This window comes from Glycomyces sambucus, assembly GCF_900102815.1.
GTDB classification, from domain to species: domain Bacteria; phylum Actinomycetota; class Actinomycetes; order Mycobacteriales; family Micromonosporaceae; genus Glycomyces; species Glycomyces sambucus.
Genome location: NZ_FNGF01000003.1, coordinates 1 through 21,770, shown reverse-complemented (window position 1 = coordinate 21,770; position 21,770 = coordinate 1). Strand labels below are relative to the sequence as shown.

At 67.7% G+C, this 21,770-nt stretch carries 15 protein-coding genes and 2 pseudogenes; 8 read left to right on the top strand and 9 right to left on the bottom strand.

From position 1 onward, the window contains the following. Positions 1-92: 92 nt before the first annotated feature. The 3 genes from BLS99_RS09860 to BLS99_RS09850 all read left to right on the top strand — a co-directional run bounded on the left by BLS99_RS09860 (position 93) and on the right by BLS99_RS09850 (position 4,578). Positions 93-683: a hypothetical protein gene (locus BLS99_RS09860; protein ID WP_091047967.1), complete on the top strand. Its 591-nt coding sequence runs from the start codon at positions 93-95 to the stop codon at positions 681-683. Between the two features lie 644 nt (positions 684-1,327). Next, positions 1,328-3,772 carry a type IV secretory system conjugative DNA transfer family protein gene (locus tag BLS99_RS09855; protein WP_091047963.1) on the top strand — a complete coding sequence of 815 codons (2,445 nt, stop codon included), beginning with the start codon at positions 1,328-1,330 and terminating at the stop codon, positions 3,770-3,772. Further along, positions 3,769-4,578 carry a replication-relaxation family protein gene (locus tag BLS99_RS09850; protein ID WP_143034734.1) on the top strand — a complete coding sequence of 270 codons (810 nt, stop codon included), beginning with the start codon at positions 3,769-3,771 and terminating at the stop codon, positions 4,576-4,578. The genes BLS99_RS09855 and BLS99_RS09850 overlap by 4 nt, the downstream gene beginning before the upstream one ends. Positions 4,579-5,261: 683 nt before the next feature. On the opposite strand, the gene BLS99_RS09845 is transcribed toward BLS99_RS09850, so the two are convergent. Both BLS99_RS09845 and BLS99_RS09840 read right to left on the bottom strand, forming a co-directional pair. Continuing rightward, positions 5,262-7,118, bottom strand: coding sequence for a recombinase family protein (locus BLS99_RS09845; protein WP_091047956.1), 1,857 nt, complete (start codon positions 7,116-7,118; stop codon positions 5,262-5,264). A gap of 62 nt (positions 7,119-7,180) precedes the next feature. Further along, positions 7,181-7,285 (bottom strand): annotated as a pseudogene (locus BLS99_RS09840) (endonuclease NucS); the annotation flags it as partial. A gap of 114 nt (positions 7,286-7,399) precedes the next feature. Between BLS99_RS09840 and BLS99_RS09835 the strand changes: the two are divergent. Then, a complete protein-coding gene (locus BLS99_RS09835) occupies positions 7,400-10,708 on the top strand; it encodes a DUF4132 domain-containing protein (protein WP_176953293.1) in 3,309 nt (1,102 codons plus the stop codon). 23 nt (positions 10,709-10,731) lie between these two features. On the opposite strand, the pseudogene BLS99_RS09830 reads toward BLS99_RS09835, so the two are convergent. The 4 genes and pseudogenes from BLS99_RS09830 to BLS99_RS09815 form a co-directional block, all read right to left on the bottom strand. Next, positions 10,732-10,842 (bottom strand): annotated as a pseudogene (locus tag BLS99_RS09830) (endonuclease NucS); the annotation flags it as partial. Positions 10,843-10,907: 65 nt separating this feature from the next. After that, positions 10,908-11,480: a hypothetical protein gene (locus BLS99_RS09825; protein WP_091047949.1), complete on the bottom strand. Its 573-nt coding sequence runs from the start codon at positions 11,478-11,480 to the stop codon at positions 10,908-10,910. 295 nt (positions 11,481-11,775) lie between these two features. Next, the gene (locus BLS99_RS09820) at positions 11,776-12,177 is read right to left on the bottom strand and encodes a hypothetical protein (RefSeq protein WP_091047946.1); all 402 of its coding nucleotides are present in this window, start codon (positions 12,175-12,177) and stop codon (positions 11,776-11,778) included. 285 nt (positions 12,178-12,462) lie between these two features. After that, a complete protein-coding gene (locus tag BLS99_RS09815; RefSeq protein ID WP_091047944.1) occupies positions 12,463-13,038 on the bottom strand; it encodes a TetR/AcrR family transcriptional regulator in 576 nt (191 codons plus the stop codon). Positions 13,039-13,125: 87 nt separating this feature from the next. Here BLS99_RS09815 and BLS99_RS09810 point away from each other — a divergent pair, with 87 nt between their 5' ends. Next, positions 13,126-13,698, top strand: coding sequence for a dihydrofolate reductase family protein (locus BLS99_RS09810; RefSeq protein WP_091047940.1), 573 nt, complete (start codon positions 13,126-13,128; stop codon positions 13,696-13,698). Here the strand turns inward: BLS99_RS09810 and BLS99_RS09805 are convergent. Continuing rightward, positions 13,683-14,144: an SRPBCC family protein gene (locus tag BLS99_RS09805; protein ID WP_091047937.1), complete on the bottom strand. Its 462-nt coding sequence runs from the start codon at positions 14,142-14,144 to the stop codon at positions 13,683-13,685. The genes BLS99_RS09810 and BLS99_RS09805 overlap by 16 nt on opposite strands. Positions 14,145-14,198: 54 nt before the next feature. On the opposite strand from BLS99_RS09805, the gene BLS99_RS09800 reads away from it, so the two are divergent. Beyond that, the gene (locus tag BLS99_RS09800; RefSeq protein WP_143034733.1) at positions 14,199-17,504 is read left to right on the top strand and encodes a DUF4132 domain-containing protein; all 3,306 of its coding nucleotides are present in this window, start codon (positions 14,199-14,201) and stop codon (positions 17,502-17,504) included. A gap of 298 nt (positions 17,505-17,802) precedes the next feature. On the opposite strand, the gene BLS99_RS09795 is transcribed toward BLS99_RS09800, so the two are convergent. Together BLS99_RS09795 and BLS99_RS09790 are read right to left on the bottom strand one after the other, a co-directional pair. Next, positions 17,803-18,738: an aldo/keto reductase gene (locus tag BLS99_RS09795; protein WP_091049563.1), complete on the bottom strand. Its 936-nt coding sequence runs from the start codon at positions 18,736-18,738 to the stop codon at positions 17,803-17,805. Positions 18,739-18,784: 46 nt separating this feature from the next. Beyond that, the gene (locus BLS99_RS09790; protein WP_245712206.1) at positions 18,785-20,014 is read right to left on the bottom strand and encodes an ROK family transcriptional regulator; all 1,230 of its coding nucleotides are present in this window, start codon (positions 20,012-20,014) and stop codon (positions 18,785-18,787) included. Between the two features lie 106 nt (positions 20,015-20,120). Between BLS99_RS09790 and BLS99_RS09785 the strand changes: the two genes are divergently transcribed. Continuing rightward, positions 20,121-21,218 carry a Gfo/Idh/MocA family protein gene (locus BLS99_RS09785; RefSeq protein WP_091047928.1) on the top strand — a complete coding sequence of 366 codons (1,098 nt, stop codon included), beginning with the start codon at positions 20,121-20,123 and terminating at the stop codon, positions 21,216-21,218. 125 nt (positions 21,219-21,343) lie between these two features. Continuing rightward, on the top strand, positions 21,344-21,770 hold a 427-nt coding region (locus tag BLS99_RS09780; protein WP_342761270.1), incomplete at its 3' end, for an ATP-binding cassette domain-containing protein.

The following is a 21,770-nucleotide window of genomic DNA, read 5'->3' as shown; positions in this document are numbered from 1 at the left end:
CGATCTTGCTGAAATCAAGGCTACGGGTGGATGCCTGATCGTTGCAAGGCGTCATCCATGCAGGTGATGGGTTGACCATGGAGGGCGGAACGATGGTCGGTGAGACCTCGCAAGACGGGGCCCGTGGGAGCAAGGGCCGCTTCGAAGTGCTGGGGGAGTGGCAGACCACGAATGGGAACCTATTGTCGCTCAAAGCTCGTCGCAAGACCGGATACGCCTCGGTGTGGCTGGACTACCAGGGCCAAGCGGTGAAGATCGGCTATGCGCTTCACGCGGGCGGGGTAGTCCGGGAAGTTCGGTGGGAGGTTCCCTGGAACGAGCAGACTCGGGCCTGGAAAGGGCAACAGCGGCACCACATCGCCTCGCTCATCGCAGACTGGCACGCCGAGATTCAGCGGCCGGTCCGGCCTGCACCGCTCCCCACGAGTGTCATCGGGATCTTCGACCTCGACGGCTTCCGGTTCGCCGTCGAGCCCACCGTCGCGTCCGAGCACGCAGTCCTCAGCGTGGTGAACGTCGAGAACGGCCTCACCCCGGTGGCCGACCTACTCCATGACGAAGGACGAATCTGCGGGCTCGTCACCCGTCCAGGCTGGAAGGGCACGCCCGACGAACGCCGTCGCCAATGGCGACGCGAGAGTGAGGCGATCCTGACCCAGGCCGCCGCGAACGACGGGCGATAGACCCTTCCCTCCCCAAGTGGGGCCGCCGAGGTGGCGGCGGCCCCACGCCCCGATTGATGCAACGGAGCGGGCACCGTCTGATGGCGGTGCCCGCTCCGTTCGTCGTGTTCTGGGCGTGCGATGCGGCTCAGGGTGCGCGCACCCAGCGCACCCTTGCGCGGAAGCTGCCGCGCACCCTGCCTATATCCAGGAAGAAGGTTCGGGCCGGAGGCTTGAGGGGCTCGATAACGCTCGGCGTCCAGCGAGGATTGTAAAAGCCAACTCTCGAATGTTCACGCGCGCTTCACAGAAATAGCGGATTTATTTTCGGAGCCTGAGCACGATACGACTCGACATGTCGATTTGGTGAGTTCTGTCCGCTGAGACAGGTGGTCTTCATTCACCTTGATCCACGAGGACTGTAGTCGGACATCTGAGACCACTGACTAGTGCCGTTGGAGTGCGCGCTCTGCGCTTTTCAAGGCTTCCCATGCGTACATGACATGTCGAGCACTGCCTGCGTACTTCCTGTCGCAGAAGCGCTGGTCATGCCCTAACTGAATACTTGTGAGCTTGGCCCGATGCCGTGCTCGCGCTGTTCCAGTTGTGCCCTTTTCGGGGCGGAGCTGTACCCGAAGATGCTCATTCAAACGAGAGGAAAAAGCATGAGCAACGAATGGAACATTAACACGTTCCCCTCCCCGGGGAGCGATCTGAGGGGCCTCCTGGCTGACTTGTGGGAGAGTCCACAGGTCCGGATGCTCGTCGCTCTCGCAGCCATCTGCCTGGCTGCCGCGCTCGCCGTGCAACTGATACGGCGAGCTCTCCATGGCCGTGAGCGCAGGCGCTGGACGGCAGGGTCCCAGTACGTCGAGATCGCCGCTCCTGGGACGGTCTCCGAGTCGGGCGGGGAGGTGTTCTGGAAGCACCTCGGCTCGATCGCAAGGTCAACCTGGCGTCGGTACTGGTACGGACAGCCCTGGGTGCTCTGGGAGATGCGGGTCGATCGCCGACGTATGACGGTCCGCGTATGGGTGCCTTCGTGCATCGACACCGCACTCATCGAAGGCGCAATCGAGGCGGCGTGGCCCGGCGCCTCGACAGCGGTTGTCGAGGCCGACCCGCCGTTGCGGCTGCAGGCTCGCCTGAAAGGCGGCAGGCTCTCCTGGCCCAAAGACGTCGACGTTCCGGTCGGGCCAGGCACTCCAGGGTTCGATGTGATGCGGTTCCTGGCGCACGACATCGGCGAGCTCGATGCGGACACCAGCCTGGTTGTACAGGTCGCGGCTCGTCCCGCGAGTCGTCGCCAGATGTCCCGGATGTCGAAGGCCGCTTGGTCGAACGGTGACAGCGGCGGCAGTTCGTTCATGAAGAGCCTCGCGAACGAGCTGCTCGACATCGTGCACCCGGCTTCGTCGCCCGGCTCCGGACCGGCTCGTCCGGTACCCGAGGCGGCCTGGATCTCCCACAAGCGCAAGCTCCTCCAGGACCGAGTGTCGAAGGGGACCTTGTGGTCGGGTTCGGCTCGATGGGCGGTCAGCATGCCTGAGGGTCGATCGGCCCAGATGAAGGCGGTCAATGAGCAGGTCGGAGCTTCGGTTCGTTCACTCGCGGGAGGGAGTGGGGTGAACAGGCGCCAACTTCGACGGCCTGAGCGGCTGGTCAACACGTGGGCGCTCGGTTCGACCGTGCTGCTGAACACGCCGGAGATCGCTGCGCTGGCGCACTTGCCCTTCGACGAGATCGTTCCAGTCATGGAGCGTGCGAGGGCGCGGCGAGTGCGTCCAATCGAGGCGGTGCGTTCGGGAGGCCGAAACGTCAAGCCGCTCGGTCGTGCCGCTCAGGGTGGTCGAAAGGTCGGGCTCACTGCGGCTGACGCCCGCCAACACGTTCATGTACTCGGCGCAACGGGGACCGGAAAGTCGACGCTGCAACAGAACATGATTCTCGCCGAAATCAAGAGCGGCAACGGTGTCATGGTCATCGATCCCAAAGGCGATCTGATCAATGACCTGCTGGACCGGCTCAATCCCGAGACGGTCAAGGGCCGCGTCGTGCTGATCGACCCATCGGAACCGAACGGGCACGGGTTCTACCCGCTGTCGGGGCCGAACAGCGAGATCGCAGTCGATCACATGGTCGGTATCTGCAACAAGCTCTGGGAACGGCACTGGGGTCCGCGAGCCGACTACATCCTGCGGAACGGCCTTCGAACCATCATCGCTGCGGGGCTGGACCTGGTGGATCTTCCCGAGCTGATGATGAATCGTGACTACTGGAGGGAAGTCGTTAAGCGTCTGGACCCAGGCGACGAGCAATTGCTCGGGTTCTGGGCCTGGTGGGAGGACTTGGACAAGACCAGCCGCCACCAGGCGATCGGGCCGATCCTCTCGCGCTTCGACGCGATGTTCGGCAACAAGTTCATGCGCTCGACCTTCGGCAGGCCCACCAATCCCGTCGACATCGGCAAGGTGCTCGACTCAGGCGGGATCGTGCTCGCGCGCCTTCCGAAGGGTGAGATGCCCGAGTCCGCAGTGCCGCTGATGGGTTCGGTTCTGGTCGCGAAGGCGTGGCAGACGGCCATGCGCCGGTCCGAACTGCCGGACCATGAGCGGCCGGAGACGGTGCTGTACATCGACGAAGCGCACAACTTCCTCAACCTGCCCTACAAGATTGAGGACCTGCTCGCCGAGGCCCGGGGGCTGCACATGGGTCTGGTGCTCGCCCACCAGCATCTCGGCCAGCTCAACCGCGAACTTGCCGACGGGATATCGGCGAACGCGCGGAACAAGGTGTTCTTCAACGCGAGTCCGGAGGATGCACACCGGCTTCAGCGGCACACGCTGCCCGAACTGGGTGAGGAAGATCTTGCTCGGATGGGTGCCTGGGAGGCGGGTTGCCGATTGATCGTCGATGGTGTGGCGGCTCCGGCGTTCACGCTGCGGACGGACCCGCCCGCGCCGATCGTCGGGAAGGCTGAGCAGATTCGTGCCGAGGCGACCGGGCGGCCGTATATACCGCCCGTACCAGGGCCGTTCACCAAGATCCTCAGACAGCGTCTCGCCGAGCAGCGCCGGGAGGACGAGGAGAGGTTCGGTGAGGCCGCTTGAGCGCACAGCGGATTCCCGGTCAGGTGACGAAGGACTTCTCCGAGGTTCTTGAACGCCTGACCGGGCGGGACATGGAGCTCATAGATGCACTGGCCCGCCATCGCGTCCTCACCGCCGCGCAAATGGCCGACCTGTACTTTCCGTCGACCTGGGCCGCCCGAGTGCGAGCGGTGACGCTTGTGGAGATGGAAGTGCTCGCCCGTTTCCGGGACGACAACCGGAAGGCGTACCGGTACACGCTCGGATACTGGGGTGGCGGTGTGCACGCCTGGCGGCAAGGGGAGTCAGCGCCGACCAGAGCAGTGGTCGCCCTGGCGGTCCATCAGCTCGCGGTGTCCCGGAAACGAGGCCACCTTGAGGGGGTCAACGCCTTCTTCGCTCGCATGCATGCCGAATCCCGTGAGGCGGGTGGGTTGACGGTGGGCTCGTGGCTGTGCGAGGACGAGGCCGCCGGCCTGTTCCTTGGGAAGGTTCGACCCGACGGCGCCGGAACTCTCATGGGAGAGGGGTGCTCGACGCCGTTTTTCTTCGAGTACGACACCGGCTCTGAACCGCTCGGCTATCTGGCTGCCAAGCTTGATCGCTACGCGGCCAAGCAGCCGGTCGGCGGAAATCGACTCGTGCTGCTTCAGATCATCCGACCGGGCCGCGAGCGCAACTTTCACGATCATCTCGCGGGCCGTCGGTTCCCGTTCTTGATCGCAACCACAAGCGCCGGAGCTGGGTTCCTCGGTGCCTGCTGGCGAGTGCTCGGCTCCGAACGACCTGCGAGGTTGAGCGAACTTGGGGCGGCGGTGCGGTCATGACCAGTCGAGAATCGGGGCACACCGATCCCCACACTGCGGGCCACACCGCCCCCAATTCCGACCCCCACACCGCCCCTACCGGCGGTGTGGGGGCGGCAAGGGGTGGAACGCCAGCTCAGAGCGAGGTTGTGCGGGTCCTGGGGACTCCGAAACATACTCCCCGTAGGGCCAAGGGTGGTGCTCTCCTGAACGGGCTCCGTTCTGGCCTGGTCGTGATCACCAGCCCGATCAGATTTCCGTTCCACGGACTCAGATTGCTTTCGAGCCATCTGAGGTTCATCGAACGGCTTCAACCGGCCGCCGTGGTCAACATCGGTGGTCTCTTCGCGGACCGTTCGAGTACCGAGCAGACGGGCAGTGAGGAAGGGGCACTGCTGGCGTCCGTCGCCCGGGAGTACCTGAGCCCGCTCCGAGCGGTGTACACAGGGCCCGTCGCGATGCCCGGACTGAGTGGGCGCGTCCCTATACCACGCCAAACCCGATTGAAGCGCGGTGTGGATGCTCCGATCGAATTGGCGGAAATGCTCGCCGAATTCGAAGTGGAGGTGCTTTCCAGTCACGTCGAACTGCTTCCCGGCTGGGTGATCGCCTGCGCGGCGCTCGGAGTTCGACGCCGTTCGACCGTCGGCGCGACGGCGCTGGCTGAGGCACGGAAACTCGGAGTCAACGTCGTCTGCGGATGCTCAGGGTTCCTTGGAATCGCCTCGGAGACCCGCGGTCCGAGTGAGCTGAGGCAGACGCTGCACGCGGTGGAGGTCGGTCACTTGCAGGCGGCGAGCCATCGCGCTGAGCGGCAGAAGCCACCGTTCGGCAGCGGTCCAGGGTTCGCGGTGTTGGAGGTCGAGGATGGCTTGGTCAAGCCTGTCCTCGTCCCCATGAAACCCAACGGCATGTTCAGATACGAGGGCGAGCCGTTCGAATAACCTTCTACGACGCTCCGGCGGCTCCAGCCGCGCAGCCACCGGCTCGCCCGACTCGCGGTTGTACGGGATGCCTTCACGCAGCTCGATTTCGGGGCGGTAGTCGATGGGGCTGAGATCAAGTCGGCGTTCGATGTTCTCTGGCATCTGGAAGTGCAGGCTCGGCGCCTGCGGAGTTCCTGCGCAGTAGAGCTTGAACCCGCCGCGCCTCAGGATCTCGGCCTTTGCCTCCCAGTCCTCCTGGACGTTCCACTTCTCGCGATAGGTGACGCCGGTGCCGACCTCGGTCCAAGATGATGGCACCACGGGCAACGAGCGCAGCGTCTCCAAGTTCCTGGCGTGACGTTCCATTGCACTGGTCAATGCTGTAATTGCGATGCTGGACTCCGCCGTGGCGATGGCCTGGGCCAGGTTCTCGATTGCGCCTTCGAGCTCGGTGATCTCCGCGGTGCGGTCTCGGCCAGGGACGAAGGCACGGTTCATGATCTCGAGGTCTCCGACGGTCTCGAGGAAGTAGCTCTCAAGCGACTCCTTGAGGTACTCCCGGTCCCAGGAGACTCGATAGGGGCACATCCGGTCGGCGAACCTGGCAGCGCAGAGGTAGTAGCGGTACTCCCTGTACGAGCCGTCGGCGAGCTTGCGGCGCGACGAGTTCGAGTAGAGCGGAAGCCCGCAGATGCAGAAGAGCAGACCGGACAAGACCGTCGGCGGGTAGTGCGGTCGGCGGCCCGCGCTCCTGTAGGTCGCCAGCGCCTCTTGGAGCCGGTCGAATTCGGAGCGAGTGAGGATCGGCTCGGAGCGCTGTACCGGCAGCCCGTCCTCGCGGATGATGCTGCCCTTGTGGGTCGCGTAGCCCATGAGCGTCGGACTGGAGAGCACCGTCTTGAGGATCGAGGGCTGCCACCGAACACCGCGTGGCTTGGTGTTGGCTTCCTGCTTGTTCGCCTTGGCGTTCTCGGTCTTCTGGTAGTCGGTGGCGGTGAGGATGCCACGTGCATTCCAGTCGATACAGATCCGGTTCATGTTCGAGCCGAGATCGACGATGCTCTCGTACGCTTCGCGGATCAGGCCGGCGGTGTACTCGTCCTTGACAAGACGCAGCCGCTTCGAGCCGTTGAACATGATCGCCTCGGTCCTGTACCCGAAGGGCCATACGCCGCCGCTCCAGAGGTTGACCTCGCGGTAGTAGGCGGTCTGCTTGAGCTTCTTCTCCTGCACGGTCTTGCGGTACTTCGCCGCCTGGGTGGCCTTGATGCCCGCGATCATGCGGCCGTCTTCGGTCGTGAGGTCGAGCGAGGGGTCGTCGAGGACGATCACCGACTTGTTGTGCTTGAGCACCCAGCCGACGAACTGCCACCAGTGCATGTCGTCGCGGGTGATGCGGTCTTGCGTGGTGACCATGAGGGCTTCCCACTCGTGGACCTTCGGCTCGGTCAGCCATTCGCCCAGTGACGGGCGCTCATCAAGATTGACGGCTCCGGAGACGGTCGCGTCCTCGACCATGTGAACGAGCTCGTGGCCGCCGACCGCGACCGCTTCCCGCAGTTCGATGTCCTGGCGCTCCAGGGCACTGGACGTTTCGGTGTCCCTGCTGATGCGCTTGACAGGAAGGACCTTCATGTTGCCATTCTCCCCTCAAAACGGACAGGGAGCGGCTAAACCGGCGGTTTGGAAAGTCAGAGGACCGTCCCGTCCGCCTTCCAAATGATCAATCGGGTAGCCATGGGCAGATGGGCCGAAAGCCGCCCCGTGTAGTCGACCTGGCAACGAGCCACCAACAAACGCATGGCAAGCACCCTACCGGCCGCTCTGCGGCATGGACCGCGAGTGCAACCGTCTGTGCGGTGTGACAGGTGCAGGGTCGCGAACGAATGTCACACTTGTCTCATAGCCTTACTCCTATGAAGAGAGTGAACCCCTCGGCTCCGCGCCAGTTGCCTGATGAGGACCTGCTTGAGCTGCCCAGATCGTGGAAGCGGCACACCCTCGACCGGCCCGGCGGTGGAGCGCCTCGGCCGGTCGAGATCAAGCAAGACGCCCCGGCCGAGCTCGACAAACGATTTGCCGAGGGGACCCGGTATCTCGAATACGCGTTCCGCGCGCTCCCCGACCCCTCCCTCGAAGCGCCCATCCGCGCTGGTATCGCCGGAGAACCGGACCCGCTCGGAGCCGCGCTGGCATTGAAACTGTTGGACTGGGTGGATGCTTCCAACGATAACCGAGAGCTTGCCCGGGACGCCTGGATCGCGCAGTACGGAATCGCCTTCGCGGTCAAAGCTGCGGTCGAAGCGTTGAGTACCAGCGTTTCCTGGCTGCATCCTCGGGTCGTTTCTCGGCAGCAGGTTCGAATCGGGCCGATGCATGTCGAGCGCTTGGCAGGGACTTGGGGTGTTGCCAGCTGGATCAGCCCCATCCGGTCGTTGCTGGCTGCGCTCGACTCTTCGGCGTACGCAGCAGTTGTTGCCTCGGTCGGTGGTATGCGATCGGATGACTCGAAGCGATTCGCCAGCGCCATGCTGTTGCCGAACCAGGAATCCTGGGTGGAGGAGGCGTGTTCGCTCTATCGATCGCATGGACCGCTGAATGTCGGCAAGGATGCCCTGTGGTCCTTCGTGTCGAGGCGGGAACACCTCGAAGCCAGCGGCGCATCCATGATCGATGCCTATCGGTGCGAGGTGGGGACGGTGGCCCGTCTCGTGGATGCGCTGGGTGTCGACGCGTTTCCGGTCCTGGTGAAGTCCCTGAGCAGCCCGTCGGTCAAGCGTCCTGAGGTAGCACGGGCGATGGTTGACGCGCTCGGAATCCTGCCTTCCGACCCGGCGATCGAATACCTTCTCGAACGCAGTGGCGAAGCGCGGCCGATGACTGCGGCGCGTGCCGCAGCGAAGCGCTTCCCGGTTCGGACCCTGCGAGCGATCGCCTCGGTGTCGGAGGCGTCGACTGGTCCTGCCAAGTCCAGGCTCGCCGGAATCTCGCAGTCGAACGCCCTAATACAGCAGGCTGTTGCGATGCTCGACGAAGTTGATCTACAGGCGATCGAGCAGCTTCAGACGATGTCTGCGGGGGTTCCGGTGGCCGATTCATCGACACTGCCGGAGTGCTTCACGTTGCCGCCTTGGGCGGCTTTCGTGAATCGAACAGCACCGACTCCGCTGGCCGGGCTCTTTGCACCCCCATTGAACGAACTGCGCTGGAACGAAGGCGAACAGGAGGCCTTCCAGGTCCTCGCCGATGATGAAAGCTATCTCGCCCACCAGGGGTTCTGGGAGCGTTCGATGCCGGACGGGCCGCGAACCGATCACTTGTGGTTCCCGGAGTTCCTCGCCTACGCCCCAGGAGACCTGGTCCATTCGGCGATCGACCAATGGGATGGTCGGGCCCGCTCGGCCTCGGTCTCCACGATCAAGGCGATCCTCGCCCGACACTCGGACGCCGCGATCGACCGTGTCATGCAGATCGTCCGGTCGAAGAAGGACTTCCGTCCGGCCGTGCTTCCCATCGTGAACATCGAGGCGGCGAGGACCGCAGCTGACAGCATGACGCGGTCGCAGAGCGACCGCGCCGTTGCGTTGGCCTGGCTCGGCAGGCATCCCGACGCTGCGGCCGCGCTGCTCATCCCGGACGCTCTCGGTGCGGACGCGAAGTTGCGCAGGCCTGCTGTCAAAGCGTTGCGGTACCTGGCCGAGTCAAGCCGGGAGGTCCTGGACACACAGGCGAAGCAGTACGGCGAATCTGTCGCGGAAGCCGTCCGGGCACTGATCGAGCCTGATCCGTTCGACCCGAATCTCGACAACCTTCCGCGCATTGGCACGTGGGCTGATCCGCACTCGCTGCCGCAGGTGCTGCTCGCGGGTGGTGCTGCCGCGTTGCCCGTGGATGCTGCTAAGACGCTGATGATCGCGCTGGCGATTGATGGACTCGAGGGGCCTTATCTGGGTGTCGACGTGCTCGTTCGCGAATGCGATGCGACTGCACTCACCGCGTTCTCGTGGGCTCTGTACGAGCTGTGGACGGCCTCGGGCTGTCCCTCCAAGGACGTCTGGGCCATGACGCAGTTGGCGAGGTTCGCCGATGAGCACACCGTGCGACGCCTGGCCACGCTGATCCGCGACTGGCCTGGACAGGGGCAGAGCGCCAAAGCCGTGAGAGGCGTCGAGATCCTCGGCGCCATGGGGACCGAAGCTGCGCTCTGGGCGGTGCGGGGGATCGCGGAGGAAACGAAGTTCAATGCGCTCAAGAAAGCGGCCGCCGATCAGATCGACGCGATCGCGCAGCGGCTCGGCCTCAATCGCGAACAGCTCGCCGACCGACTGGTCCCGGACTTCGGCCTGAATGCGGTCACACCGCTCGTCCTCGACTACGGCTCCCGCTCCTTTACCGTCAAGTTCGACGAGCAGCTGCGGCCCTACGTGGTCGAGGACTCCGGGAAACGTCGCGCCAACCTGCCGAAGCCCGGTGAGAAGGACGACCGCGAGCTTGCCCAGCCGGCATATGAGCGATTCACCGCGATGCGCAAGGACCTCAAGAAAGTCGCGGTGGAGCAAGTGCGACGCCTCGAATCCGCGATGGTTTACGGCCGCAACTGGACCGGTGATGACTTCCAGACCTACTTGGTTGACCATCCGCTGCTCTGGCACCTGACGAGCCGCCTGGTCTGGCAAGCCGGTTCTGGTTCAAGGTGGACCTCGTTCCGCCTCGCGGAGGACCGCACCTTTGCAAATCTCGACGACGAGCCGATGGTCCTGCCTGACGAAGCTGTCGTCCGACTCGCGCACCCGGCCACCTTGAGCGATGAAGCCGAGCAGTGGGCCGCGGTCCTGGCCGACTATGAGATCCTCCAGCCGTTCGATCAGCTCGCGCGTCCCGTGCTCGCACCGACCGAGGAAGAGCGGCAGTCCGGGCGCTTGAGCCGATTTGTGGGCCGGGAAGTGGACGGCGGCCCTCTGATGGGACTTCTCAAACGCGGCTGGCAGTACGGTGACCCCGATCCCAAAGGAAGCCGGCGGAGCGTCTACTTCGAGTTCTCCGGGGGCGGCTTCATTGCGATGGAGACCAAGCCGTCGTTCTACCCGTCCTACCGCCCAGACGACAACCTCACCCTGGACTGCGTCGAGTTGGCTCTACCAACTGCGAACCACACGATCGATGCTGTCGCTATGTCGGAGGCACTCATGGCAATCGCGAAGGTCGCACGGAACCCGCAGAGATAAAAATCGACTCAGGTGAGATTTGTGACCTGACGGGACCCGTCTGCCTTCCATGTTATCAAACGGACAGCCATTGGCAAATGGGCAGAAAGCCGACCTGTGTAATCAACCTGGCACCGTGTCACCAACAAACGCATGCCCAGCACCCCACCGGTGCGGCCAACTACGATCGTTTCTGACGTGGCTGGCCTGAGGACGACCCCTAGGATCGGTTGGCGTCTTCCCGGTTCGGCACCTGGCGGATCAGCGAGGAATCGAATGTCGCGGTCACAACCTCCTCGGCGAAGATCACGACCAGGTCGTCCGTGCCGACGAGCAGACGATGTTCGGTGTCGGTGTCGGCGTTGACGATCCAGACGGTCTGCTCCTCGTGTGTGGTGAGTTCGATGGCGGTGACGAGGTTGGTGTGGGTGTCGATCCAGAGGGCGAAGTCCTGGATCGGCTGGCTGGTGAACGGCTGCCATGCCTGATGGTCGGTAACCTCCCAGCACTGAGGGGTGTTGCGGACCGTCTCGGTCAGCTCGCCGGCGAAGTACTGCAAACCGAAGTCCGAACCTGACTGGCCCCAGATGAACGAGAACGATCGACCGTTGACATTGAATTCCACGCCCATCGTCGGTTGATGCAGCAGACCGTGATCCCAGAAGACGGTCTTGGAATCCTCGTCGTCGTAGCAGAGATCCCGGTAGAAAACCTGCTCGATCATCTGGCCGCGGATCGATTTGAGCAAGGTGAAGTACTCGTCAGGGCTGCGAGGGCGGTCTTCGTACGACATGTCGATCCTGAGAAAGAGGCTATGGGGTCGCTTCGCACCCTACCGCCGCCCCGGCGGGCGTGTCCCATGCACGCACGCTCACGCCTCTGCGCTCTGAGCCGCGGTGCCGGACCTGACCTGCTCGCGCCGAATTGCGCCGTGAGGTCGCCGACTTTGACGCTGCGTACCGAGAGCATGGTCCCGAATCCGTTCTCCCGCAGGGTTCACTGGGGCTGTGGTGAGGAACCTGACCAGGCTCGGTCGTGCTCACGTGGGGCAGAGACTCGGCGCGGCCCAGAAGTGCCCGGCGCTCAGGTCAGTCGATTGCGGTGAGAGGGAAGGTCGCCACCAGCAGTTCCAGTGCGGTGGTGGTCTTCGCCGGTGAAAGGGTGGGGAGTGCCCGGAACTGTGCGAGTTCGACGTCGATGATCGTTGCCCGGCCGTAAGTACTGGATCGCGGCCGGTACCAGAGATGGCAGCGCAGCGATTCGACCTGGGTGTCACCGGCGGCGTTCCTCAAGGCGGGGAGCAGGAACTTCGGGGAGGCCGGATCGACCTCAGCGAGGAGGGCGTCGACAGTGGTCCAGGTGGCGCCCCAGCGTCTTGTCCTGGCGATCTCGTGGGCGGCGATGAGGTCGTCCAGCTTCATCAGCTTGACCAGGTGGTCGTCGTCCTGGCTCGATACCGTCGAGTATCGGATGGTCGTCTCGGGCTCCATGCGGTCCTTCCGGCTTCGAATCGGGTAACGGTCGTTCAGTCGGGCTGAATCTGGGTTCCTCGTGAACTGGGGGTTCATCGGTGCTGAATTTCGGTTGAGCGGTTCGGAGTTGTGGGGTCGGGCTCGCATCGGGACAGTGGGGGGATGAGCACTCTCGCGCGGCCCGGGGCCGACGTTCGGTTCGGGCTGCTGCTGCCCGGGCGCTGGCTGCTGCTGCGGCGGCGGTCGTTCTTCATGCTGCGGTTCGGGTTGCGGCACCGGCTGGTGTGCCTGCGGGCGCGGCTGCTAGCGCGGCGGGACGAGCTGGTCGACCAGGGAGGTGATGAGGGCGTCGGTGCGGGCCTCGTCGAAGAGGTCGGGGAGCGTCAGGCGCTCGATGATGAGCCAGTTCAGCGCCAGGTACAGGTGGACGACCGTGTCCGCGTCGCCGGGCATGCCCGTGTCGAGGTGGAAGTCGATGTTCTCCTGGAGGTTCGTCTTGATCTGCTCGGTGAGGACGGCGCGCAGTTCGGGCCGGCGGGTCGATTCGAGGCGGAGTTCGAGCATCGCGAGGTGGCCGGAGGGGAACGCGGTGATGCGTCCGACCATCTCGTGCATGAGCCGGTCGACCGAGGCGCGCGTGCGCGGCAGCGCGAGCGATTCGCCGATCACCTCGGGTCCTGGGTCGAGGCGCTCGAAGACGCGGCGCCCGGCCTGGGTCAGGAGCGCGTCGCGGTTGGGGAAGTAGTTCGAGGCCGTGCCGGTCGGGACGGCCGCGCGCTGGTCGACGGCGCGGAACGTGAGCCCGCGGGCGCCCTGGTCGGCGAGGACTTCGATCGCCGCGTCGAGCAGGGCGGTGCGGCGTTCGGGGTTCTGTCGCATGGGTCTCCTCGATGCTTAGTTGACACCACTCCGAGTGTAGTGGTAAGTTCAAACCACTTCATTCATAGTACTTCAAACGGAGTGTGTATGCGCGAGCTGACCTACTACATCGGCGCCACCATCGACGGCTACATCGCCGGCCCCGCCGGGGAGTACGACCTCCTTCCCGTCGAGCCCGACATCTCGACCTACATCAATCGGATCCGGCCCGAGACCATCCCGACCGCGTTCCGCGAGCCCCTCGGCCTCGCCGACGCCCCGAACCTCGAGTTCGACACCGTCCTCATGGGACGCGGCACCTACCTGCCCGGCCTGGAGACCGGCGCCCCGAGCCCGTACTCGCACCTGAAGCAGTACGTGTTCTCCGCCAGCCTCGACCCGGCCCTCGCCCCCGACGTCACCTTCGTCGCGAGCGACGCGCTCAAGGTCGTGCGGGAACTGAAAGAGCAAGAAGGCCAGGGCATCTGGCTGTGCGGCGGCGGGAAGCTCGCAGCGTCGCTGGTCGAGGAGATCGACACCATCGTCCTCAAGCGCTACCCGCTCGTCCTCGGCGGCGGCCTGCCGCTGTTCGACGGCCCCTACGCACCGCGCCGCTTCGACCCGGTCGCCAAGCAGTCCTTCGCGTCCGGGATGTCGATCGAGACCTACCGGCCGAGATAGGCGGCCAGGTTGTCGAGGGTCGAGCCCATGCCCGCCGCATGGTCCTCGGGGCTCACTCCGGTAGGGACGTCCGCAGCAGCGATCGCTACCAGGGTCCCCCCGGGGACGGCCGAGAGCGTCCAGGTCATCGTCATCGTCCCGGCGAACGCCGGATCGTCCGAGGCGAAGTCGACGGCCTGGACCACCCGCTCGCCCGGCACCAGCTCGACGAACCGCCCGTCGGCGGTGTCGGCGTCCGCCGTCGACTTCCCCGGACTCCCCGCGGCGTCCGCATACGTCAACGTGAGCCGGTACGACCCGCCCGGACGCGGATCGAAGTGCTCGAAGCGCCCGGTCATGCCCGCCGGCGGCAGCCACGCGAGCAGCGCCTCGGGGTCCATGATCGCCGCGTACACCCGCTCCGGGGTCCCCGGCACCGTCCGCTCGGCCCTGTCGATCCGCACCATGGCGCCACCGTAGCAGCGGGAGCCGTGTCGGACCCGGTTCCTATGCTCTTCTGCGTGAACCTCAACGACTCCTCATCCGTCCCCGGGGAAGACGCCCTCGCGCTCCCGGACGCCTGGACGAAGCACCTCCTCGACCGCCGCGGCCGCGCCACCCGGACCGTCGTGATCGACACCGAAGCGCCGCAACGACTCCTGGACCACTACGCCAAGCACGCCGAGATCTTCGAAGCCCCGCTGGAGGCCGCGAAGGGCACCCCCGCCGAGGACCAGATCCGCGCCGGCCTCGCCCTGGAGCCCGACCCCTTCGCCGCCGCGTTCGTCGCCGCCATCGCGGGACGCGCCCTCGCCCCCTACCGCACCCCCGTCGACGCCACCGCCTTCCACGCCTGGGCCGCCCGCCACGGCCTCGCCTTCGCCGCCGAGGCCCTGACCGAGTTCTACGCAAACGGCCTCACCTGGTACCGCGCCGCGAACCACCCCGGCGACTCGATGCTGCACTTCCGCCCCCAGGGCATGTACGGCGTCACCCGCTACGCCAACACCGGCGACCCGGCCTTCGCCGACCTGCGCACCCTCACGGCCCGGCTGCCCGACGACGAGTACGCGAAGGTCCTCGACGCCGTCGGCGCCCGCCGCACCACTGAGGCCCACCAGTTCATCAGCGCCGTCATCGCCCCCGACCGCGAGGACTGGGTCCGCGACGCGTGCACCGCCTACGCCGCCTCCGGCCGCACCCGCTACGGCTCCAAGGCCGTCTGGTCCTTCATCTCCCGCCGCGAGCAGATCGAGCTCTCCGGCATCCGGTTCCTCAACGACCCCTCCTTCGACGTCACCGAGATCGGCCAGGTCGTCCACGCCCTCGGCCTCGACGCGCTCCCGCTGCTCATCGACAGCCTCGAACACGAGTTCAAGCCGTCCGCCGACGCCCGCGACCTCATGTTCCAGGCGATCGGCCTCCTGCCCTCCGAGACCGGCATCGCCTACCTCCTCGAACGCACCGTCAAGCCCCAGGCGCTGGCGGCCCTCCGCGAGGCCGCCGCGCGGTTCCCGGTGCGCACCCTCCGCGCCGTCGCCGCGACCGCGCCGGGCGCCTCCATGCACGCCAAGGCCCGCATCGCCGGCCTCATCCGCGACCTCGGGCTCGAACCGCGCCTGCCGGACCTCGACGACGAGCGCCGCGCGCGGGTCGAGGAGCTGCTGGCCGCCACCGCGAGGCACCCCGTCGCCGCGACCGTCCCCGACGTGTTCGCCACGCCCCCTTGGGCACCGTTCACGAAGACCGCGAAGACCGCCGTCGCCGGGCTCACCGCCCCCGCGACCGACGAGCTGCGCTGGGCCGAGGGCGAGCGCGAGGCGTGGGGGACCATGCCCGACGACGGCTACGAGTACAGCTACATCCGCGGCAACCGCCCCGGCCTGTGGGACCGCATGATGCCCAAGGGGCCCGACCCCGACCACTACTACTTCTGCGAACTCCTCGCCTGGTCCGAGGACGAGCGGGCGCGGTCCGCGCTGCCGCTGTGGCGGGGCGAGGTGCCGAACTGGACCGGCGTCGCGACCGTCCGCGCGATCCTCGCCCGCTTCGGCGACGAGGCCGCGCCGCGGGTCCTGGAGGTCGTCAAGAAGCGGCCCTCGTACCGGACCGCCATGCTGCCCTTCGTGAACCTCGACGCGGCCCGCCTCGCCGCCGACCTGGTCTCCAAGCCCCGTGGCGACCGCGCGCTCGGCCGGACCTGGCTCGACCGCCACCCCGCCGACGCCGCCGCGTTCCTGATCCCGGACGCGCTCGGCAAGGCCGGCAGGCAGCGCCAGAGCGCCGCCGACGCACTCAAGCACCTCGCCGCGGCGAACCGCGCCGCCCTGGACGAAGCGGCCGCCGCGTACGGTCCGGCCGCCGCGACCGCGGTCGCCGCGATCGTGGACGCCGACCCGCTCGACCCGCAGCGCCGCGTCTCCAAGGGCCCGGCCTGGGCCGATCCGGTGATGCTCCCGCCGGTGCTGCTGCCCGGCCGCGAGGCCGCGCTGCCCGCCGACGCGGTGCGGACCCTCATGGCCTCGTTCACCCTCGACGACCCGGACCTGCTGTACCCGGGCGCTGACCTCCTTGCGGCCGAGTGCGACCCGGTGTCGCTGACGTCGTTCTCGTGGGGCCTGTTCGAGCTGTGGCTCTCCTCCGGGGCGCCCTCGAAGGACGGCTGGGCGATGGACCAGCTGCGGCGGTTCGCCGACGACGCCGCGGTGCGGCGCCTGACCGAGCTCATCCGCGAATGGCCCGGCCAGAGCCAGAACCGCAAGGCCGTGCGGGGCCTGGAGATCCTGGGGCACATCGGGTCCGAGGCCGCGCTGCGGTCGGTGCAGTCGATCGCCTCGAACGCGAAGTTCAAGGCGCTCAAGAAGACCGCGGCCGCCCAGATCGAGGTCATCGCCGAGCGCCTGGACCTGAGCCTCGACCAGCTCGCCGACCGCCTGGTGCCCGATTTCGGGCTCTCCTCGGACGAGCCGCTGGTCCTCGACTACGGGCCGCGGCGGTTCACCGTCAGGTTCGACGAGAACCTGAAGCCGTACGTGGTGGACGACGCCGGCAAGCGCCGCGCGAGCGCCCCGAAGCCCGCGGCGAAGGACGACGCCGAGGCGGCGCAGGCCGCCTTCGAGCGGTTCGGGCTGCTCCGCAAGGACATCAAGACGGCCGCGGCCGAACTGGTCAAGCGGATGGAGGCGGCGATGGTCGACTGCCGCACCTGGACCGTGCCGGAGTTCCGGCGCTACCTGGTCGACCACCCGGTGGCGTGGCAGCTCACCGGGCGCCTGGTGTGGCAGTGCTCGACCGGGGACGGCTGGCGGTCGTTCCGCCTCGCCGAGGACCGGACGGCGGCCGACGTCGAGGACGAGCCCTTCGACCTGCCCGAGGACGCGGAGGTGCGGGTCGCGCACCCGATCAACCTGGGGGAGGAGGTCGCGGCCTGGGCCGAGGTCTTCGCCGACTACGAGATCCTGCAACCGTTCCAGCAGCTCGCGCGGCCGTTCTACACGCTGACGGACGAGGAGCGCGCGAGCGGCCGGGTGGCGCGGTTCGAGGGCGGCAAGACGGGGTCGGGGCCGATGATCGGCCTGCTCAAGCGCGGCTGGCTGTACGGCAGCGCGCGGTCGGGGCCGCAGGGGCACGGGATCTTCCGGCCGTTCCCCGAGGGCGGCTTCCTGCTCGTCGTCTCCGACCCGGGGGTCCACCCGGGCTACGGGTACGACGACGGCGAGCAGACTTTGGCGCGGGTCGAGATCGCCCTGCCCGAGGAGGGCGCCGTCGATCCGGCCCGCCTGTCCGAGGCCCTGATGGTCGTCTCGCGCCTCGCGCGGGCCAACTAGCGGCGGCCAACCGACAAGTGCGACGGCCTGGCCGCGAGCTTCGCTCGCGGCCAGGCCGATGTCGTACCCTTCGGGCACGCTTGCAGATCGGGGGCCCATCCCCGGGGCCTCGACGAGCCTGTGTGTTGCCCGGCGACGGGCGGCGGCACAGAGCAGCGGCCGCTCGCGAATCCGGCTCCCGGCCGGGCCGATGTCGTACCCCTCGGGCACCATTGCGAACCGGGGGCCCAAACCCAGAGGTGCGGCGGGCCTGTGCGGTGCCCGGAGACCGGAGCTCGCGGCCAGGCCGATGCGTGACCTAGATGCGGGCGTCCGGGCGCAGGGACTCCAGCTCGACCCACAGGGCCGGGGGGATCTCGACGGCCAGGAGCGCCAGGGTCTCGCGGATGCGCTCGGGCCGGGAGATGCCGACCACTGTGGAGTCCACGAGCGGCGAACGGGTCGAGAACTGGAGGGCCGCCGCCGCGAGCGGGACGCCCGCCGCCTCGCACGCCTCCGCCATCGCGAGGGCGCTGGCGGCGAACGCCTCGTCGCGTTCGCCGTAGCAGTACTTCGGCTGCTGCGCCGGGCCCTTCACGAGCATCCCGCCGCCGTACGGCGCCGCGTTGAGCACGCCGAGGCCCTTGTCCCGCGCGCCTTCGAACAGGTCCTGCGCCTCGCGGTTGAGGAGCGTGAAGCGGTTGTGGTTGAGGACCACGTCGAACGCGCCGGTGTCGAGGTACCGCTGCGTCACCTCGACCGACCCGGACGCGACCGCGAGGTGGTCGGCGATCCCCTCGTCGCGGATCGCGACGAGCGCTTCGAGCGCCCCGCCCGGCCCGAATCCGTCCTGGTCCGCGGACATGAACTCGGGGTCGTGGAGCGCGAGCACCGGCAGGTGGTCCACGCCGAGCCGCTCCAGGCTCTCCTCCAGCGAGCGGCGCACTCGCGCGCCGGAGTAGTCGCCGGTCACCGGGTCGGCGTCCACTTTGGTCTGGAGGACGAAGCCCTCGGGCAGTCCGCCGCGGCGGCGGATCGCCTCGCCCACGCGGCGTTCGGCCAGCCCGTCCTTGCCGTAGTTGTTCCCCGTGTCGAGGTAGTTCACCTCGCTGTCGAAGACGGCGAGGACCGTCTCGACCGCGCGCTCGTCGTCCACGTCGTACCCGTACGTCTCGGTGAACCCGGCGAGCGTGCTGGTGCCGATGCACAGCGGGCCGACTTCGAGTCCGGTGTTGCCGAGAGTGTTGCGCTGCATGGTCATCCGTTCCTATTGAATATGTCGTTCCGCATTGCGTGGTGCTTCAGACCGCGGTGCCCGCGTTCAGGCGGGCCGGGTCGAGGGCGTGCTCGATGACCATGACGCCGGCCCCGATCGCGCCGCTCGACTCGCCCGTGCGGGCGGCCGCGATGCGCAGGTGCCTGGTGGCCAGCGGGAGCGAGCGCTGGTAGATGACCTCGCGCACCCCCGCGATGAGGTGGTCGCCCGCGAGCGCGAGCGAGCCGCCGATGACGATGATCGAGGGGTTGAAGAAGTTGACGGCCCCGGCGAGCACTTCGCCGATGTCGCGCCCGGCCTGGCGCACGCGCTGGAGGGCCGGGACGGAGCCCGACCGCGCGAGTTCGACCACGTCGAGCGACCCGCCCGCGGGGATGCCCTCGCCGGTGAGCGCCGTGGCGATGGCCGCGCCGGAGGCGACGGCCTCGAGGCACCCGGTGTTGCCGCAGCGGCAGTGGGCGTCGTCGGCGCCCGCGACGCGGATGTGCCCCATGTCGCCGGCCGCGCCCTGGGCCCCGCGGTAGACCTGGCCGCCGACGATGATGCCGCAGCCGATCCCGGTGGCGGCCTTGATGAAGAGCAGGTGCTCATACTCGGGCCAGGCGGTGAAGTGCTCGCCGAGGGCCATGATGTTCACGTCGTTGTCGACCAGGACCGGCACCGGGATGCGTTCGCGCACATAGGAGGGGACGTCGAAGCCGTCCCAGCCGGGCATGATCGGCGGGTTCACGGCGCGCCCGGTGGAGTGCTCGACGGGCCCGGGGAGGCCGATGCCGATGCCGAGGAGGTCGGCCACGGGCCGGTCGACCTCGTCGAGGAGCTTGCGGCCGTGCTCGACGACCCAGTCGAGGACCGCCTTGGGGCCCAACGCGATCTCGAGGTCGGCGTTGACGGCGGTGAGCACGGTCCCGGCGAGGTCGGTGACGGCGAGGCGGGCGTGGGTGGCGCCGAGGTCGGCGCCGAGCACGATCTTGGCGGCGGGGTTGAAGGCGAAGGTCGCGGGGGGCCGGCCGCCGGTGGAGGCGGTCTCGCCGCTGGGGGCGATGAAGCCCGCGGCGAGGAGGGCGTCGACGCGGCCGGTGACGGTGGACCGGGCGAGGCCGGTGAGGGCAGACAGCTCGGACCTGGTGCGGGGCACGCCGTCCCGCAGCAGCTGGAGCAGGGTGCCGGCCCCGGCGGCGGCCGCTGGGGCCGCCCGGTGCCGCGCGGTTGAAGGCTGCGCGGTTGAAGGCTGCCCGGTCGAACCATCTGTCACAGGACTAGTGAACCACACGGGTTCGGTCGTACTCATGTCATAACTGTTTCATAACACGGACAACTTTTGCTTGTGCTCCGTCATAAGTCTGCCTTACCGTCGTCATATGGCTCACGTCACGATCACTCGGCCGACGACTTACCGCGCCGCCGTCATCGGCACCGGCTTCATGGGGCGGGTGCACTCCCACGCCATCGCCGTCGCCGGGGGCACCGTCGCCGGGATCGCCGGATCGACCCCCGAGCGGGCGCGGCACGCCGCGCCCTCGCTCCGGGCCGAGGCGGTCTTCGACGACATCGGCGCGCTCATCGACGCCGCCGACGTCGTCCACGTCTGCGTCCCCAACCACCTCCACGCGCCGATCGCCCTGGCCGCCATCGCCGCCGGCAAGCACGTCGTGTGCGAGAAGCCCCTCGCCACCGACCTCGACACGGCCCGCGCCATGACCGAGGCCGCCGCGGAGGCCGGCGTGGTGGCGACCGTGCCCTTCGTCTACCGCTTCCACCCGATGGTCCGCGAGGCCCGCGCCCGCGTCGCCGCGGGGAAGGTCGGGCGCCTCACCCTCGCCCACGGCTCCTACCTCCAGGACTGGCTGCTGCGGCCCGACGACGACAACTGGCGCGTCGACGCCGACAAGGGCGGCGCGCTGCGGGCCTTCGGCGACATCGGCTCCCACTGGTGCGACCTCCTCGAGTTCGTCACCGGCGACCGCATCACCGCCGTCTCGGCCCAACTCTCGACCGCGAACCGCCGCCGCGGCGGACGCGAGGTCTCCACTGAGGACATCGTGACGCTCCAGTTCGCCACCGCGGGGGGCATGATCGGCTCCACCGTCGTCAGCCAGGTCTCGGCCGGGCGCAAGAACCGCCTCCTGCTGGAGGTCTCGGGCACCGAGGCCACGCTCGCGTTCGACCAGGAGCGGCCCGAGACGCTGTGGATCGGCGGCCGCGAGATCAACGGCGAGCTCATGCGCGACCCCGAGCTCCTGAGCGAGGACGCCGCGCGGCTCGCCCGCGTCCCCGGCGGCCACGCCCAGGGCTACCAGGACTGCTTCAACGCCTTCGTCGCCGACACCGGCGCGGCGATCATGGGGAGCGCCCCCGACGGGCTGCCGGTGTTCGAGGACGGCCTGCGCGCCGCCCGCATCGCCGAGGCCGTCGCCGATTCGGCCCGCACCCGTGACTGGGCGGAGGTGCCGCAGTGAACGATGGCGACATGAACGACGACGCAGTCGACGACACCACGACCGATGCCGTGGCGACCGGTGACCCGACCGGCGACGCACCCCCGTCCGCACCCTCCACCGCGCCCGCCGAACCCGTGCTCGCCATGCGCGGCATCGGGAAGGCGTTCCTCGGCGTCCCCGTGCTCTCCTCAGTGGACCTCACTATGAACCAGGGGGAGGTCCACGCACTGGTGGGGGAGAACGGCGCCGGCAAGTCCACGCTGATGAAGATCCTCGCCGGCGTCCACACCGCCGACGCCGGCACCATCGAACTGGGCGGCCGGGCCGTCTCCTTCACCCACCCCCTCCAGGCCCAGCAGGCCAGGGTCGCCTCGGTCTTCCAGGAGTTCAACCTCCTGCCCGAGCTCACCGTCGCCGAGAACGTGCACCTCGGGCGCGAACCCAAGCGGCGCGGGCTCATCGACCGCCGCGCCATGGTCGAGTCCACCGCCGCCACCCTCGCCGACCTCGGCGTGGACGACCTGCCGCCCACGGCCAAGGTCGGCGCGCTCTCGGTGGCGCACCAGCAGA

Coding starts and splice junctions, on each gene's coding strand:
- BLS99_RS09860 (WP_091047967.1), top strand. CDS start 93: ATGGTCGGTGAGACCTCGCAAGACGGGGCCCGTGGGAGCAAGGGCCGC.
- BLS99_RS09855 (WP_091047963.1), top strand. CDS start 1,328: ATGAGCAACGAATGGAACATTAACACGTTCCCCTCCCCGGGGAGCGAT.
- BLS99_RS09845 (WP_091047956.1), bottom strand. CDS start 7,118: ATGAAGGTCCTTCCTGTCAAGCGCATCAGCAGGGACACCGAAACGTCC.
- BLS99_RS09835 (WP_176953293.1), top strand. CDS start 7,400: ATGAAGAGAGTGAACCCCTCGGCTCCGCGCCAGTTGCCTGATGAGGAC.
- BLS99_RS09825 (WP_091047949.1), bottom strand. CDS start 11,480: ATGTCGTACGAAGACCGCCCTCGCAGCCCTGACGAGTACTTCACCTTG.
- BLS99_RS09820 (WP_091047946.1), bottom strand. CDS start 12,177: ATGGAGCCCGAGACGACCATCCGATACTCGACGGTATCGAGCCAGGAC.
- BLS99_RS09815 (WP_091047944.1), bottom strand. CDS start 13,038: ATGCGACAGAACCCCGAACGCCGCACCGCCCTGCTCGACGCGGCGATC.
- BLS99_RS09810 (WP_091047940.1), top strand. CDS start 13,126: ATGCGCGAGCTGACCTACTACATCGGCGCCACCATCGACGGCTACATC.
- BLS99_RS09805 (WP_091047937.1), bottom strand. CDS start 14,144: ATGGTGCGGATCGACAGGGCCGAGCGGACGGTGCCGGGGACCCCGGAG.
- BLS99_RS09795 (WP_091049563.1), bottom strand. CDS start 18,738: ATGCAGCGCAACACTCTCGGCAACACCGGACTCGAAGTCGGCCCGCTG.
- BLS99_RS09785 (WP_091047928.1), top strand. CDS start 20,121: ATGGCTCACGTCACGATCACTCGGCCGACGACTTACCGCGCCGCCGTC.